This window comes from Nonomuraea sp. NPDC049709, from assembly GCF_040674815.1.
Classification (GTDB): domain Bacteria; phylum Actinomycetota; class Actinomycetes; order Streptosporangiales; family Streptosporangiaceae; genus Nonomuraea.
In genome coordinates, this window is sequence record NZ_JBFANM010000020.1 from 18,815 (window position 1) to 33,037 (window position 14,223).

14 protein-coding genes are annotated in these 14,223 nt (G+C 69.5%); 3 read left to right on the forward strand and 11 right to left on the reverse strand.

Features of this window, described 5'->3' with window-relative positions; all coding sequences use genetic code 11:
* Window position 1: 1 nt before the first annotated feature.
* The 6 genes from AB0J69_RS21250 to AB0J69_RS21275 all read right to left on the reverse strand — a co-directional run bounded on the left by AB0J69_RS21250 (window position 2) and on the right by AB0J69_RS21275 (window position 6,236).
* Window positions 2-1,147, reverse strand: a complete 1,146-nt coding sequence (locus tag AB0J69_RS21250; RefSeq protein WP_364119573.1) for an acetyl-CoA C-acetyltransferase — start codon at window positions 1,145-1,147, stop codon at window positions 2-4.
* A gap of 72 nt (window positions 1,148-1,219) precedes the next feature.
* On the reverse strand, window positions 1,220-1,873 hold the full coding sequence (locus AB0J69_RS21255) for a hypothetical protein (protein ID WP_364119576.1): 654 nt from the start codon (window positions 1,871-1,873) through the stop codon (window positions 1,220-1,222).
* Between the two features lie 23 nt (window positions 1,874-1,896).
* The gene (locus AB0J69_RS21260; RefSeq protein WP_364119579.1) at window positions 1,897-2,670 is read right to left on the reverse strand and encodes a class F sortase; all 774 of its coding nucleotides are present in this window, start codon (window positions 2,668-2,670) and stop codon (window positions 1,897-1,899) included.
* A gap of 5 nt (window positions 2,671-2,675) precedes the next feature.
* A complete protein-coding gene (locus AB0J69_RS21265) occupies window positions 2,676-3,575 on the reverse strand; it encodes a hypothetical protein (RefSeq protein WP_364119582.1) in 900 nt (299 codons plus the stop codon).
* 523 nt (window positions 3,576-4,098) lie between these two features.
* On the reverse strand, window positions 4,099-4,881 hold the full coding sequence (locus AB0J69_RS21270; RefSeq protein ID WP_364119584.1) for a class F sortase: 783 nt from the start codon (window positions 4,879-4,881) through the stop codon (window positions 4,099-4,101).
* Complete coding sequence (locus AB0J69_RS21275; protein WP_364119587.1) at window positions 4,881-6,236, reverse strand: hypothetical protein; 1,356 nt, start codon at window positions 6,234-6,236, stop codon at window positions 4,881-4,883. Before AB0J69_RS21275 ends, AB0J69_RS21270 begins: the two co-directional genes overlap by 1 nt.
* A gap of 184 nt (window positions 6,237-6,420) precedes the next feature.
* Here AB0J69_RS21275 and AB0J69_RS21280 point away from each other — a divergent pair, with 184 nt between their 5' ends.
* Both AB0J69_RS21280 and AB0J69_RS21285 read left to right on the forward strand, forming a co-directional pair.
* The gene (locus AB0J69_RS21280; RefSeq protein ID WP_364119590.1) at window positions 6,421-7,566 is read left to right on the forward strand and encodes an acyl-CoA dehydrogenase family protein; all 1,146 of its coding nucleotides are present in this window, start codon (window positions 6,421-6,423) and stop codon (window positions 7,564-7,566) included.
* A gap of 45 nt (window positions 7,567-7,611) precedes the next feature.
* Window positions 7,612-7,773, forward strand: a complete 162-nt coding sequence (locus AB0J69_RS21285; protein ID WP_364119592.1) for a hypothetical protein — start codon at window positions 7,612-7,614, stop codon at window positions 7,771-7,773.
* Here AB0J69_RS21285 and AB0J69_RS21290 read toward each other — a convergent pair whose 3' ends face one another.
* From AB0J69_RS21290 to AB0J69_RS21300, 3 genes are all read right to left on the reverse strand, one after another.
* Entirely contained in the window at window positions 7,774-8,541 is a 768-nt protein-coding gene (locus AB0J69_RS21290) for an alpha/beta fold hydrolase (RefSeq protein ID WP_364119595.1), read from the reverse strand.
* 16 nt (window positions 8,542-8,557) lie between these two features.
* A complete protein-coding gene (locus tag AB0J69_RS21295) occupies window positions 8,558-10,780 on the reverse strand; it encodes a SpoIIE family protein phosphatase (protein ID WP_364119598.1) in 2,223 nt (740 codons plus the stop codon).
* 123 nt (window positions 10,781-10,903) lie between these two features.
* Window positions 10,904-11,608, reverse strand: a complete 705-nt coding sequence (locus AB0J69_RS21300; protein ID WP_364119601.1) for a metal-dependent transcriptional regulator — start codon at window positions 11,606-11,608, stop codon at window positions 10,904-10,906.
* 100 nt (window positions 11,609-11,708) lie between these two features.
* On the opposite strand from AB0J69_RS21300, the gene AB0J69_RS21305 reads away from it, so the two are divergent.
* Window positions 11,709-12,326 (forward strand): UdgX family uracil-DNA binding protein, encoded by a 618-nt coding sequence (locus AB0J69_RS21305; RefSeq protein ID WP_364119603.1) that lies wholly within the window; start codon window positions 11,709-11,711, stop codon window positions 12,324-12,326.
* On the opposite strand, the gene AB0J69_RS21310 is transcribed toward AB0J69_RS21305, so the two are convergent.
* Both AB0J69_RS21310 and pdxH read right to left on the reverse strand, forming a co-directional pair.
* Complete coding sequence (locus AB0J69_RS21310) at window positions 12,323-13,558, reverse strand: MFS transporter (RefSeq protein ID WP_364119606.1); 1,236 nt, start codon at window positions 13,556-13,558, stop codon at window positions 12,323-12,325. The two genes, AB0J69_RS21305 and AB0J69_RS21310, sit on opposite strands and share 4 nt — an antisense overlap.
* Window positions 13,559-13,568: 10 nt before the next feature.
* The gene (pdxH, locus tag AB0J69_RS21315) at window positions 13,569-14,222 is read right to left on the reverse strand and encodes a pyridoxamine 5'-phosphate oxidase (protein WP_364119609.1); all 654 of its coding nucleotides are present in this window, start codon (window positions 14,220-14,222) and stop codon (window positions 13,569-13,571) included.
* Window position 14,223: the final 1 nt, after the last annotated feature.

The following is a 14,223-nucleotide window of genomic DNA, read 5'->3' on the forward strand; positions in this document are numbered from 1 at the left end:
TTCACAGCCTCTCGATGATGGTGACGTTGGCCTGGCCGCCGCCCTCGCACATCGTCTGCAGACCGTACCGGCCGCCGGTGCGCTCCAGCTCGTGCAGCAGCTTGGTCATCAGGATCGCGCCGGTGCCGCCCAGCGGGTGACCGAGCGCGATGGCGCCGCCGTTGGGGTTGACCCGGGCCGGGTCGGCGCCCAGCTCGTGCATCCAGGCCAGCGGCACCGGGGCGAACGCCTCGTTGATCTCGACGACGTCGATGTCGTCGATCGACATGCCGGCCTTCTTCAGCGCCCGCTGCGTGGCGGGGATCGGCGCGGTCAGCATGTAGACCGGGTCGTCGCCCATGAGCGCGAGCTGGTGGATGCGGGCGCGCGGGGTCAGGCCGTGCTCGCGTACCGCCTCCTCGGAGGCGATGAGCACGGCGCCGGAGCCGTCGGAGATCTGCGAGGAGGTGGCGGCGGTGATCTGCCCGCCCTCCTTCAGGGTCTTCAGACCGGCCATCTTCTCCAGCGTCGTGTCCGCCCGGGGGCCCTCGTCGTCCTCGACCCCGTTGATGGGGGCGATCTGGTCCTTGAAGTGGCCGTTGGCGATGGCCTTGGCGGCCCTCTGGTGCGACTCGAACGCGAACTGCTCCAGCACCTCGCGCGTGTAGCCCCACTTCTCGCACATGAGCTCCGCGCCGCGGAACTGCGAGATCTCCTGCTTGCCGTACCGCTCGACCCACTTCTCCCCGAACGGGAACGGCATCCCCTTCTCCAGGGCGGCCGTGATCGACGAGCCCATGGGCACGATGCTCATCGACTCGACGCCGGCCGCCACGACCAGGTCCTGGGTGCCGGACATGACGCCCTGGGCGGCGAAGTGGATCGACTGCTGCGAGGAGCCGCACTGCCGGTCGATCGTGACGCCGGCGGTGTTCTCGGGCAGCCCCGCCGACAGCCAGGCATTTCTCGCGATGTCCATGCTCTGGGGGCCGAACTGCATGACGCACCCCATGATGACGTCCTCCACCGCCGCGGGGTCGACGCCAGTGCGGTCGATCAGCGCCTTCAGCGTGTGAGCGGCCAGGTCAGTGGGGTGGACGGTGGACAGGCCGCCCTTCTTCTTGCCGACCGGGGTGCGGACCGCCCCGACGATGTACGCCTCTGCCACAGTGCCTCCTGGAAACCGAGCATTATTCGGTTACTAGGGGCAGACTACAACAGAATGACGTTCTGGCGCTGCTCACGTAGGGGGTAGAAGCTCCTCCGCCGCGTCGACCCGGAACCGCCACCGGTCCACGACCAGCCCGTTCAGCGTCTCGGACAGCTCCAGGGCGAGTGTGCCCAGCTTGACCGGCTCCTCACCGCGCAGCTCGATCGCGGTCAGCTCGGTGGCGAAGGGCAGCAACTCCTGTACGGCCGGCGGCTGGCCCTTCTGCGGCACCAGCATGGCCCGGATGTCGCCCGCCGCGAACGCGGGCCCCTCCTCCTCCTGCTCCAGCAGGGGCGCCAGCTCCTCGACGGTGGGCCGTACCGGGAGGATCACGGCCGGGCCGCTCTCACCGCTGTCGTCGGCCGGGTCGCTGACCTCGCCCCGGCACACCGCGAGGCCCTTGAGCCGGAAGGCCAGCCCCTCGGCCAGGAAACGGTCGAAGTAGTCCAGCGGCAGCGGCCCCTCGGCGACCACCCGCACCGCCCACACCTTCTCCAGCTCGCCGCCGGTCAGGTCGGACTCGGCCTCGACGGGCGCGCACACGCGCACGTCGGTCGCCACGATGTCGTCGCCGTCCCGGCGGGCGCTGGGGTCGGCGAGCTGGACGAGGCGCAACAGCTCGTCGGGGTCCGGCTTGGCGGGCAGTGCCGCCGTCGGGCCAGTACGCAGTCTCCGCTTCGCCATCCAGCCCATGCCAGCCTCCGCGCTCAGCTTCGATAGGAGCTCGTCATCGTCGCGTAGACGATGACGTTGTCGGTGTAGTGCCCGGTGGTCCGATCGTAGGTACCACCGCAGGTGATGAGGTGGAGCTGGGCGTTCTCCTGCGTCCCGTAGACCCGCTGGGTCGGGAACGTCTTCTTGTTCGCCTGCTCCACGCCGCCGACCGTGAACACCGCGGTCGTCTTGTCCTGGCGCTTGACCTCGATGGTGTCGCCGTTCCTGATCTCCGGCAACCGGCTGAACACGGCGCTGCGCGTCCGGGTGTCCTTGTGCCCGAGCAGCACCGCCGGCCCCACCTCACCGGGGGTCGACATGTTCCGGTACCACCCGACCAGGTTCGGGTCGTTCGCCGGCGGCACCTGGATCGTGCCGTCCTTGGCCAGCCCCACCGACTTGATCGGCGCGTTGATCCCCAGCCGCTTGATCACGATCCTGACCGGGGTGGAGGGCAGCATCGGGGGCGCCGGGGTGATCTGCGGCAGCGGCGGCGGCACGTCGGCCGGGGCCTGGAAGAGCGCCTGCTCCGGCTGCCCGCTCGCCTTCGGCTGCGCCGGCAGGGGCAGGGCGTCCCTGCTGCTCTGCAGGCCGTACTCGGCGGGGGAGTTGAAGACGATCAGCAGGCCCGCGACGACGGTCACGACCCCGGCGATGGCGGCCCCGATCAGCACGGTCCGGAGCGCCGTACTGCCCTTGTCCTCCGGAGGCGGCGGCGGCGCGGGTTGCGCCGGACCGCCACCGTACGGCTGGTAGTAGCCCCCCACGGTCGTCAGCCCTTGGCGGTGCGACGGCGGATGAGCAGCCCACCGACGGCGGCCGCGGTGATCAGAGCGGTGCCGGTCAGGATGAACAGCCGCCCGTCAGGCCCCATGTCGCCACCGGCACCGGTGTCCGCACCCGCCTTGGGCGTCTGGGACTTCCTGGTGCTGCTGGGCGTGACCGTCACCGTCGCGGTGCTGGTCCTGGTGGGGCGGGGGCTGGTCGTCGTGGCACTGGGGCTCGGACTCGGGCTCGGGCTGGCCGTACCGGCGGTCACCGTGAAGGTGTACGCCTTGAGGCCGGTCGTCGGGGCGGTGCACCTGATCGCCGGCGAGGTGGCGGAGGTGCCGAACGCCAGATCGCCCGCCGTGAGGGAGACGGTCCCCGCGGTGGTGGGCTTCACCTTGATCGTGACGCTGGGGAGCGTCGTGATGTCCGAGCCCGCGGTGACCCCGGTGAGGGCGGCCTCACCGGTCGCGGTGGCCGGCGCACCGGCGCCGCTCGCCTTGATCGTGGCGAAGAGCTTGGGGCTGGTGGTGGGGAAGCCGGTGGGGGCCTTCAACGCGTCACCGGAGGCTTGGATGGTGCCGGTCCAGGTGATGGAGGCGTCGGTGTTGGTCGTGGCGCTGGTGGGGGGCGTCATGACGACCTTGATGTCGACGTCGGCGGGGTAGTCGGCGTCGGTGGTGCCGCTGGGGAGGGTGCAGTCGTAGGTGACGATGTCATCCTCGCTCCCACCGCCACCGGTCCCGATCGGCACGTCCAGGACTTCAGTGGAGGTCGTCGTGCACGTCGTCACGGGGGTCGTGGCGCTGGTGAGGGCCAGTTTGAGGTCGCCCGGCTTGACGCTGACCTTCGTCGTCGTACTCGCGGCCGCCGCGACCTTGTACACCACGCTGCCAGCCGGCACGTTGGTAGACCCCGAAGTAACCGTTGCTCCCGTCTTCGCGGTACCGGCGTCGGTGGAGGTACCACCCGTCGGCGTCAGCGCCAATGTGGCCTGGACGGTCGTATTGGCGGTCGGATTCGTCCCCAGCGTGAGCTGCGGGATGTTGACGGTCAAGTCAAAGGTCTGCCCCGCTGTCACCGAGTCGGGCGCGCTGAGCCCCACGGTGATCGAAGTGTTCGTGAACGGGCCGCCGGTAACACAGGTGTAGGCGAACTGCTTCGTTACGGCGGCCGATGCCACGCTCGGTGTTGCCACTATGAACAGCGAGCAGACGAAGAAGACCAGCGTGCTCGCAAGCCCCAACGCGGACGTCTTATGGGCGAGGCGGCGCCCCACCTGGGACATAAGCACGGGTCCATCTCCGTTTCAAAGCAGTGTCAACAGTCGTGCCAGAATTCCAGCCGTTGGTCACGGTTAGGTTGAGATCCTACGAACTGTCCCTGTCAACTTCCCGTAAACCGCCAAATCCGCCACAGCTTCCTCCTCAGCCCTTCTTCTTCGACAGCGTTGCGTACACAACAATGTTGTCCGTGTAGCTGTGCGCCGTCTTGTTGTAGACCCCACCACAAGTGATGAGCCTGAGCTGAGAGTTGCTCGTGTTCCCGTACACCCGCTTGGTCGGGAACCCGTTCTTGCTGGCCTGCTCGATCCCGCTGACCGTGAAGCGGGTGACCTTGCCATCCGACCGGTAGACGTAGATGTGGTCGCCCTTGGCCAGCTCGCGCAGGCGGTCGAAGACGGCGGGGCCCTTGCGGGTGCTGACGTGGCCGTTGATGATCGCCGGACCGGCCTCGCCCGGGACCGGGGAGAAGCGGTACCAGCCCGTCTGGTTGGGCTTGCTCAGCGGCGGCGTGCCGAGCTTGCCCTTCATATTGACGGTGACCGCCCCGATCGGGGAGTTCACCTTGAGCTTGGGGATCTTGATGCGGGTCGGCCTGGCCTTGGCCTTGGCGGCCTTGGTCTTGGGCGTGGGGATCGGCGCCACGACCGGGGCGGCGGCCAGCGGGGGCGGCGCGTCCGGGCGGGCCGGGGTGAGGGGGACGTTCTTGCCGCCGGGTCCGACCGTCGGCGGGAGCACGAACGCGCCCGCGTTCTGCACCTCCACCTGGGTCGGTGCGTCCTGGGCCGCCAGCAGCGACTCCGAGCCGTCGTCCACGGGAGGCGCCAGCGAGAGCAGGCTCACCATGACCAGGCCGACGCCACCGAGCGAGCCGGCGATCAGCAGCCCGGGCAGCGCCCTCTGCATCGGTGTCTTCTGCTCGGCCATCAGTGCGTTCCTCCCGCGTGCGCGGCCTTGCGCCGGCGCAGCACCAGCCCGCCGCCGGCACTTCCCATCAGCAGCACCATGCCGCCGGCCATGAGCCCGTACGGACGCTCCGGACCTTCCGGCGCCTCACCGGTGTCCACGCCGCCGCTGGGCGTCTTGGCCACCTGGGCCCTGTAGTACCTGGTCGCCGTCGGCCCGGTGCTCTTCGGCGTGGACGAGGTCGTGCCGGACACCTGCGGAACGACGATCACGCGGCCCAGGCCGTCGGTGATGGTGCCGGCCGCCGGGGGCGTGGTGGTCTCCGTGGACGTGGGGTCCGGGTCGTTCGGGTCGTCCGTGGGATCGTCCGTCGGGTCCTCGGTGGGGTCGTCCGTGGCGGTGTTCGTCGGCGTCTGGGAGCCGCCTGGGACGTTGATGTCGATGGCGCCCGGGTCGCCCTGGATTGTGCAGGTCGCCTGCTCGTGCTTGGGCGGCTCGGGCACATCACCGGTGAACACCTGGAAGGCGTCGAGGTAGGCGACCTTGCTCTCGGTGTTGATGATCTCGATGGTGTGCGGCCCGTATTCGAGCTGCGGCGACGTCCAGAGCACTTCCTGCGTCTCGGTGCCCGTCATGTCGTTGCCGCTGCGGTCCTGGCCCGGCTGGACCAGGCCCGAGGTGACGGGCTGCCCGTCGATGAGCACCCTGATCGGGCTGAGGTCCTGCTCGCGCCTGCCGATGTAGGCGACCTTCGTGCCGATGAAGTCCAGCTTGGCGACGGAGTCGAGGCCCTCGGTCCTCTGCAGGTCGTTGAGGTAGTCGTCGTACCTCGACGCGGTGTACTCCCAGGTCCAGGGCCCGTTGTACTTGATCTTCGGATCCTTGTTGTTGACCATGACGTCACCCTCGGCGGGGGTGAACCGGACGGTCAGGGTGCTGGGCTTGAAGCGGATGGTGCCGGTCCTCGTGAGCGACGCGCTGTCCGACAGCCCTTCGGGAAGTTCGAGGTAGTCGCCGGGCACCAGCTCGCCCTGCGTCTGGCCACCGCGCGGCCGGAGCTGTCCGATCCAGCCGCCGCTGATGTCCACCACGCCCTCCAGGTCCAGGGAGGACCCTTCGGGGAAGAAGCCGGGCGAGCCGAACTTCTGCAGGCTCTTGTAGCTCATGTCCCAGCGGACGTTCATGGTGCCGCCCTCGACCTGGGGGGTCATCCGGGCCTCGATGTCCACGCCGCTGCCGGCGATGCCGCCCGTGCACCGATAGTTGGCCACCAACGACGCCTGTGCCTGGCCGGGAATCGACGACGTCACGACGAACGCCGCAGAGGCCGCCATGCCCACCGATGCGGCGATCAACGCCTTGCGCCACCGACTCACGGGAGACTCCGATCAACCACATACGGACCGAGGGTAGATCTTAGGGTCGAAACACCCGCAACACCTACCGAATGTCGCTTCTTCCGTCACTTGTGATGAACCCGTGTCCACAGGCTCCCCGGGCCCCGGCAAAGCGGGTATACCTGGCGGCAACAGAACAGCATTCTGCCAGTGGAGGCGACTGATGCAGCGAGACCTCTTCGACGAGGAGCACCTGCTCTTCCGCGAGACCGTGCGCGAATTCATGGCCCGCGAGGTCGTGCCGCACCACCCGCAGTGGGAGAAGGACGGCGTGGTGCCGCGCGAGGTCTGGAAGAAGGCCGGGGAACTGGGGATGTTCGGGTTCTCGGTGCCGGAGGAGTACGGCGGCGCGGGCATCACGGACTTCCGGTACAACGCGGTGATCGTCGAGGAGATCATGCGGAGCGGCGCCAGCGGCCTCGGCTTCTCGCTGCACAACGACGTCATGGCCCCGTACGTCGTGGACCTGACCGACGACGAGCAGAAGCAGCGCTGGCTGCCCGGATTCGTGAGCGGCGAGCTGATCACCGCCATCGCCATGAGCGAGCCGGGCGCCGGCAGCGACCTCCAGGGCATCAGGACCACGGCCATCCGCCAGGGCGACCACTACGTCGTCAACGGGCAGAAGACCTTCATCACGAACGGCATCAACGCCGACCTCGTCGTCGTGGTGGCCAAGACGGACCCGGAGGCCGGCGCCAGGGGCACCACGCTGATCGTCGTGGAGCGCGGCATGGAGGGCTTCAGCCGCGGGCGCAACCTCGACAAGGTCGGCATGAAGGCGCAGGACACGGCCGAGCTGTTCTTCGACAACGTACGCGTGCCCGTCGCCAACCGCCTCGGCCCCGACGACGGCGAGGGCTTCTTCCAGCTCATGCACAACCTGCCGCAGGAGCGCATGTCGATCGCCGTGGCGGCGGTGGCCGCGGCCGAGGACGTGCTGGAGCGGACCATCGAGTACTGCAAGACCCGCCAGGCCTTCGGACGCAGCATCGGCTCGTTCCAGAACACCCGGTTCGTGCTGGCGGAGCTGGCCACCGAGACCGAGATCGCCCGCCACTACGTCGACAAGTGCATCCTCGCCCTCAACGCGAAGGAGCTCACCGCGGTGGACGCCGCCAAGGCCAAGTGGTGGACCACCGAGCTGCAGAACAAGGTCATCGACCGATGCCTCCAGCTCCACGGCGGGTACGGCTACATGATGGAGTACCCGGTCGCCAAGGCGTGGCTCGACAGCCGGGTCCAGACGATCTACGGCGGCACCACGGAGATCATGAAAGAGATCATCGGCCGGTCCTTCGGGTTCTGATCCGTCACCGCGCGGCAAGCCGGTTCGCCCCGCATACTGGACAGCATGGACGGCGGCCTGATCCTTCTGATCTTCCTGGCGTTGCTGTTCGCCTGGGTCCTCAACCGCGTGCGCCGGGCGATCCGCCTGGGGCCGATCGGCTATGCCGGCGTGGTGATCGTGTTCGTCCTGGTCATGCTGCTGCTGTGGGGGCAGACCAAGATCTAGCTATGTCTCCAGGATGACGCGGGCCACCAGCTCGGGGTCGTCGCTCATCGGCACGTGCCCGCAGCCCTTCAGCAGCTTCACCCGCTGCCCCGACCACCGCGCCGCGCGCACCGCCTGGCGGCGCAGCAGCAGCCGGTCGTGCTCGCCCCACGCGATCGTGATGGGCGACTTCGGCGGCGCGGGCGGCATCAGCCCGCCGAACGACTCCAGCGTCTCGTCGAACCCGGCCGCCCGGCCCAGCGCCTGGGTGGCCGCGATCAGCGCGGTCGGATCGAGCCTGGTGGGATGGGCGACCAGGACCCCGGCGGAGACCGCGCGCAGATAGCGGTTCTCGGCCGTCCTGGCGAGCTGCTCGGGGGGCAGGGAACGGGCCGAGGCGCGCAGGGCGCGCAGCATCGCCTGGCAGTAGAGCAGCTCCGAGCGCGACCAGAAGCCGGCCGGGGACAGCGCGGTCGCCGTACGTACGACACCGCGCGAGGCCAGCTCCAGCGCGATGTAGCCGCCCAGCGAGTTGCCCGCCACGTGCGGCTCGCGGACGCCGAGCAGCGCGCAGAAGGACTCGACCGCGTCGGCCAGCGACTCGGCGGTGTAGGGGATGCGGTCAGGCAGAGCGGGAGAGACCCCGAAACCGGGCAGGTCCACCGCGATCACCGTGCGCGCGGCGGCCAGCCGGTCCATCACCGGCAACCAGCCCTGCCAGTGGTGACCGATGCCATGAATGAGGATCAGCGGCTCGCCGGTGCCCCGTCGTTCGAAGGCCAGCTCCATTGAGCCAGTGAATCATTCACCTGCCGCGCGTGGGAATCTCGAACCAGACCGCTTTGCCTTCCCTGGTGGGTCGCGACCCCCAGCGTCTGGCGAGCTGGTCGACCAGGTAGAGGCCGCGCCCGCCCTCGTCGTTCTCCCCCGCGCTGCGGATGCGGGGCAGTCGCAGGTCCTGGTCGAACACCTCGACCCAGACCGACTCCTCGCCCCTGCGCAGCCTCAGCGTGAACTCCTTGTCGCCCACCACCTCGTCCTCGAAGCCCGGCACGTCCCAGGAATCCTCGAACGGCAGCGGCGGCCCCTCCACGACCAGCTCCCTGCGCGGCACCCCGGCGGTGGCGGCGTGCAGCACCACGTTGGTCACGACCTCGGAGACGAGCAGGCAGGCCAGCTCGGCGCGCTCCTCGGGCACGTTCCAGCTAGCGAACGCCTCCGCGGCCATGCGGCGCGCCTCGCCCACCATGATCGGCTGGGCGGGGAAGGTGCGCGCCTCGACGTCGAGGTCGACGTCGCTGGAGCGGACCACGAGGATCGCCATGTCGTCGTCGATCTCGCCGGGCACCGCCACCGTGGCGGCGTCGGCGATGCGTTCGACTTCGGCGTCGGACATCTTGGCGAGCTTGTCGCACAGCACGCCGAGGGTCTCGGCCTCGCTCGGCATCCTGCCGTCGCGGCCCGGGCGGCGGTCGATCAGGCCGTCGGTGTAGAGGAGCAGCGCCGCGCCCGGTGGCAGGGTGCGGGTCTCCTCCTTGTAGACCAGGTCGGCGTGCAGGCCCTTGGCGCGCACCCCGAGCGGCTGGCCGACCTCCTCGATCTCGAGCTCCGAGCACTGGCCGTCGATCAGCAGCAGCGGCGGGGCGTGCCCGGCGTTGGCGAAGGAGAGCTGCCGGGACCAGGCGTCGTAGACCAGGTATTGGCAGGTCACGATGGGCGGGATGCTGACGTCGGCGCCGTTGTCGTCCTGCTCGGGGGTGGCGATGATGCGGGTCCACTCGTCGAGCCTGGCCAGGATGTCGGCCGGGGACTTGTCGTCCTGCGCGAAGGCCCGCAGCGCCGCCCTGAGCTGGCCCATGATGGCCGCGGCCTTGGCGCCCCTGCCCTCGACGTCGCCGATGACGATGCCGACGCGGCCGGCGGACAGCGGGATGACGTCGTACCAGTCGCCGCCGACCTGGGTCTGGATGCCCTGCCCGTGGGAGGCCAGCGGGGCCGCCGGGTAGTAGCGCACGGCGATCTGCAGCCCGTCGAGCTGCGGCAGCGCCCGCGGCAGCAGGTGCTTCTGGAACGACTCCGCCGTGTGGCGCTCCTCCTCGAACAGCAGCGCGTTGTCGATCGCGAGCGCGACCCGGGTGGCGATGGCCCCCACGAAGTCGCGGTCGAAGGCGTCGTAGTGGGGGCTGCGGCGGTCGGTGAGGTTGGACAGGCCGAGGTACATCAGCCCGAGCGTCTCCCCGCGCACCAGCAGCGGGGCCACGATGGCGGAGGTCATGCCGATCTCGCCGCACAGGCGCGCGCTGTCCTCGTGGGGCGACGGGTAGCGGCTGGTGGCGAAGTCTTCGACCAGGATGGTCTCCTGGCGGCGCAGTGCGGTGTCAGCGTAGTGGCCGGAGGGGTAGCGGATCTCGGCGCCCACCGGCTTCCATGTTCCCGACGGCGGCGTCCACCCCTGTACGTGCTGCGAGACCCTGCGGACGAGCCGGTCGCCCTCCATCAGCTCGATGAAGCAGTGGTCGGCGAACTGGGGGACGAGCATCTCGGCGACCCGCTTGAGCGTCTCCTCGACGTAGAGGGAGCCCGCCAGCCGCTCGCCGATGCGCTCCAGCAGCCCGAAGCGGTCCTTCTCGCGCTCGTTGCTGCGCAGCGCCTCGCGGGCCATGATGACGATCCCCGTCACCGAGCCCGACGAGTGGCGCAGCGGCACGGCCTGGGCGCGCACGTAGACGATGGTGCCGTCGCCGCGCCGGACGTCGAACGTGCCCTCCCACACGCCGCCCTTGAGCACATGCTTGGCCAGCTCGATCGCCAGCGGGTGGTCCTTCTCCATGATCCCGAGGGACAGGACGGACGTGTCACGCGAAGGCGTCTTGCCCTGGTGGCCGAAGAGTTTCTCGGCGAAAGGGTTCCAGTAGAGGAGATTGCTGAAACGGTCGGTCACGACCACGGCCATTTCGGCGTGGTCGAGCACGGATCCGGCCGCAAGGTGATCAGCCGCGTCCTGTGACAGATCCCCCCATCGCTTCATCCGGAGACCACTCCTCGGGGTGGCGTGCATGCAAAGCGGACCACGAGCGCTCCTGCAACAGTCTTGGCCAGAGGGGAGTGGAGGGCCTCCCAGGAGGGATTCAACCAAGTAGCTGCGCGCGCGTCAGCGCTTGGAGACAAAAACGTGTGCCGCGATATCGCGCGGTAGTTCCGCAGGAGTGTCCTTCGCGTCACCGTCACCTGTCACCCGTACACCGTCGTCGCTCGCCGCGAGCGTCACCTCGCGTCCGGGTTGTATCCCAACTTGCTTGAGTTTAAGCATCACAGCGGGATCGCTTTGCACTTGTTCGCTAATTCGACGCACGACAACAGGTGTGTCACGTGTTCCCGCGAGGTCGCACATGGTCGTCAGCGTGTCGGGGGCGCTCTCGGCCGGCTCCCTGGCGCCCAGCTCGGCCAGCCCGGGAATGGGGTTGCCGTGCGGGCACACGGTGGGGTTGTCGAGCAGCGTCACCAGGCGGGACTCGACGGACTCCGACATGACGTGCTCCCAGCGGCACGCCTCGATGTGCACCTCTTCCCAGGGAAGCCCGATGACCTGGGTCAACAGACACTCGGCGAGGCGGTGCTTGCGCATGACGCGGGTGGCCAGGGTGCGGCCCAGCTCGGTCATCGACAGGTGCCGGTCACCTTCGACGCGGACGAGCCCGTCACGCTCCATGCGGGCGACGGTCTGGCTCACGGTGGGGCCGCTCTGCTGGAGGCGCTCGGCGATGCGCGCGCGGAGAGGGACGATGCCCTCCTCCTCGAGCTCGTAAATCGTTCGGAGATACATCTCCGTGGTGTCGATCAGGCCGTGTGCGGTCAAGGCTCCTCCCAACTGAATGGTACGCCGGTCGTGGCGGGGACTGAGCCCGTCCGCAGCGGGCACAGGAGTCACAGGAACCCTATTGGGAGAACGACCGACGATGGTTAAGGACGGCAACAACGGGGCGGCCGAGTTCCTTCCCGACCGGCTCGACCTCGATTCCCTGCGCAGCGCGGCCGCCCGCTGCGAGGGATGCGACCTCTACCGGAACGCCACGCAGACCGTGTTCGGCGAGGGTCCGCGGCGGGCGAGGTTCATGCTGGTGGGCGAGCAGCCGGGGGACCAGGAGGACCGCCAGGGGCATCCGTTCGTGGGGCCGGCGGGCCGCATTCTGGACAGAGGGCTGGAAGAGGCCGGGATCTCGCGTGACGACGTCTACCTCACGAACGCCGTCAAGCACTTCTCTTTCACGCCACGGGGTAAAAGACGCATTCACCAGAAGCCGACGGCCGGCGAGATCGACGCCTGCCATCCATGGCTCGGCGCGGAGCTGGCCGTGGTGCGGCCGGAGGTGATCGTGGTGCTCGGGGCGACGGCGGCCAGGTCGCTGCTGGGGAGGGAGTTCCGGGTCACGCAGCACCGGGGCGAGCCGGTGCCGCTCGGGGAGGCGCTCGCGGTGGCGACCGTGCACCCGTCCGCCGTGCTGCGCGCGCCCGACAGGGACGAGGCGTACGCGAGCTTCCTGGCCGATCTCCAGGCGGCCGCCAGGGTCGCCTAGCGCGCCCGGTAGTTCCGGAAGCCAGCCACCGACAGCCCCACGACCAGCACGGTCACGGCGCACGCGAGGCCGCCGCCCACCCACGCGCCCGTCAGCCCGAACGCGGTCGCGGTGGCTCCGGCCCGCAGCTCGCCCAGGCGCGGCCCGCCGGCCACGACCACCATGAACGCGCCCTGCAGCCGCCCGCGCATCTCGTCCGGCGCGTACAGCTGCAGGATCGACTGCCGCCACACCGAGGAGACGACGTCGGCCACCCCGCCGACGGCCATGAACAGCACCACGAGCCAGAGCTCGTGCGCGAGCCCGGCGGCGGCCACGGCCAGGCCCCAGATGGCGATGACGATCGACAGCGCCACCCCCTGCCGCTTGACCCGGCCGACCCAGCCGGAGAACAGCGCGCCGGCGACCGAGCCGATGGCCATGGCGGAGGTCATCCAGCCGAGCGCCTCCATCGAGCCGCCGAACCGCACAGCGGTCAGCTCGGGGAAGAGCGCCCGCGGCATGGCGAACACCATCGCGATGATGTCCACGACGAACGACATCAGCAGCACCGGGCTCCTGACGACGAAGCTCAGCCCCTCGACCACGGCCCGGGCCCCCGGACGAGTCACTTCGCCCAGCGGGGGCAGTGAGGGCAGTCTGAGCGCCGCGTAGAGGCTGCCGGCGAACAACAGGGCGTCCACCGCGTACGCGGCCGGGAAGCCGCCGTTCCCGAGCAGGACCGCGCCCACCATCGGCCCCGCCACCGCGCCGATGCTGTAGACGAGCGAGTTGAGCGCGTTGGCGGCGGGCACCAGCTCCGGCTCCAGGATCCGGGGGATGATCGCGCCCCTGGTGGGGCCGGTGATGGCGAAGCCGGTGGAGTTCAGCGCGACCGCGAGGAAGATCAGGTAGATGTTGTCCAGCCCGAGCAGGGCCTGGACGAGGATGAACAGGGTGGCCGCCCAGGCGACCAGCGAGCCGGCGATGAGCAGCTTGCGCCGGTCCACGGCGTCCGCGACGGCCCCGCCCCACAGGCCGAAGACGATCAGCGGGATCAGGTTGGCCAGGCCGAGCAGGCCGACGTAGAACGAGGAGTGGGTGAGCTCGAAGACCTGCTGCCCGACCGCCACGACGGTCACGCCGACGCCAACGTGCGACACGGCCTGGCCCAGCCAGATCCGGCGGTACGCGGGAACGCCCAGCGGCCGGGTGTCTACGAGATGACGCTTGACCAGCTCCCCGAATGCCACTTAGAGAACATTAAGGGGCAAGTCTCTCCAGAACCCACCCGGGTCGCGTACGCCGGTAGCGCAGCCTGTCGTGCATCCGGTCGAGCTGCCCCTGCCAGAACTCCAGCTCCATGGGGACGACCCGGAAGCCTCCCCAGAAGTCGGGCACCGGCGGATTCTCCGGCCAGCGCGCCGCCAGCTCCTCGTAGCGGGCGTCCAGCTCCTCCCTGGAGCGCACGACCGCCGACTGCCGCGAGGCCCACGCCCCGATGCGCGAGCCGTACGGGCGGGAGTCGAAGTATTCGGCCGACTCCTCGTGGGAGATCCGCATGACGGTGCCCTCGACGCGGACCTGGCGGCGCACCGGGTGCCAGGGGAACAGCAGGGAGGCGCGGGGGTTCTCGGCCAGGTCGCGGCCCTTGCGCGACTCGTAGTTGGTGTAGAAGACGAATCCGCGTTCGTCGTAGCCCTTGAGCAGGACCGTCCTGGCGCTCGGGCGGCCGCCCGCCGAGGCGGTGGCCAGGACCATGGCGTTGGGTTCGGGCAGGCCGGCGTCGAGTGCCTCCTGGAACCAGGTGGCGAATTGCGCGATGGGGTCGGACGCGAGGTCTGATTCGAGCAGCGGCTCGCCCTCGTACGTACGGCGAAGCCCCGCCAACGTGGGCGGGCGCGGGGTGGCATCCACG

Excerpts from the sequence above, each read along its gene's own strand:
- AB0J69_RS21270 (WP_364119584.1), bottom strand. The coding sequence starts at position 4,881 with ATGGCCGAGCAGAAGACACCGATGCAGAGGGCGCTGCCCGGGCTGCTG.
- AB0J69_RS21295 (WP_364119598.1), bottom strand. The coding sequence starts at position 10,780 with ATGAAGCGATGGGGGGATCTGTCACAGGACGCGGCTGATCACCTTGCG.
- AB0J69_RS21285 (WP_364119592.1), top strand. The coding sequence starts at position 7,612 with ATGGACGGCGGCCTGATCCTTCTGATCTTCCTGGCGTTGCTGTTCGCC.
- AB0J69_RS21305 (WP_364119603.1), top strand. The coding sequence starts at position 11,709 with ATGGTTAAGGACGGCAACAACGGGGCGGCCGAGTTCCTTCCCGACCGG.
- AB0J69_RS21255 (WP_364119576.1), bottom strand. The coding sequence starts at position 1,873 with ATGGCGAAGCGGAGACTGCGTACTGGCCCGACGGCGGCACTGCCCGCC.
- AB0J69_RS21280 (WP_364119590.1), top strand. The coding sequence starts at position 6,421 with ATGCAGCGAGACCTCTTCGACGAGGAGCACCTGCTCTTCCGCGAGACC.
- AB0J69_RS21290 (WP_364119595.1), bottom strand. The coding sequence starts at position 8,541 with ATGGAGCTGGCCTTCGAACGACGGGGCACCGGCGAGCCGCTGATCCTC.